The sequence below is a fragment of the Halomonas marinisediminis genome, assembly GCF_004347715.1.
In the GTDB taxonomy this organism is placed as follows: Bacteria; Pseudomonadota; Gammaproteobacteria; order Pseudomonadales; family Halomonadaceae; genus Halomonas; species Halomonas icarae.
In genome coordinates, this window is the sequence record NZ_SLTR01000416.1 from 1 (window position 1) to 276 (window position 276).

Below are 276 nucleotides of genomic sequence, written 5' to 3' on the forward strand. Positions count from 1 at the left end.
CATGGACCGGCACGCGGAGAACGCGGCGAAGATCGTCGAGGTGCTGGCGCGCCACCCGAAGGTCACCAAGGTCCTCTACCCGGGCCTGCCCGAGCACCCGGGCCACGAGGTCGCCGCCAAGCAGATGCGCAACTTCGGCGGCATGATCTCCTTCCAGGTCGCCGGTGGCGAGGAGGAGGCCGTCGCGGTCTGCGGCCGTACGAAGATCTTCACCCTGGCCGAGTCCCTCGGCGGCGTCGAGTCCCTCATCGAGCACCCGGGCCGGATGACCCACGC

Annotated in this window: 1 protein-coding gene; it reads left to right on the top strand. The window is 70.3% G+C overall.

All coding sequences use genetic code 11. The features are described from left to right. On the top strand, positions 1–276 hold a 276-nt coding region (locus E0702_RS17220; protein ID WP_205742047.1), incomplete at both ends, for a PLP-dependent transferase.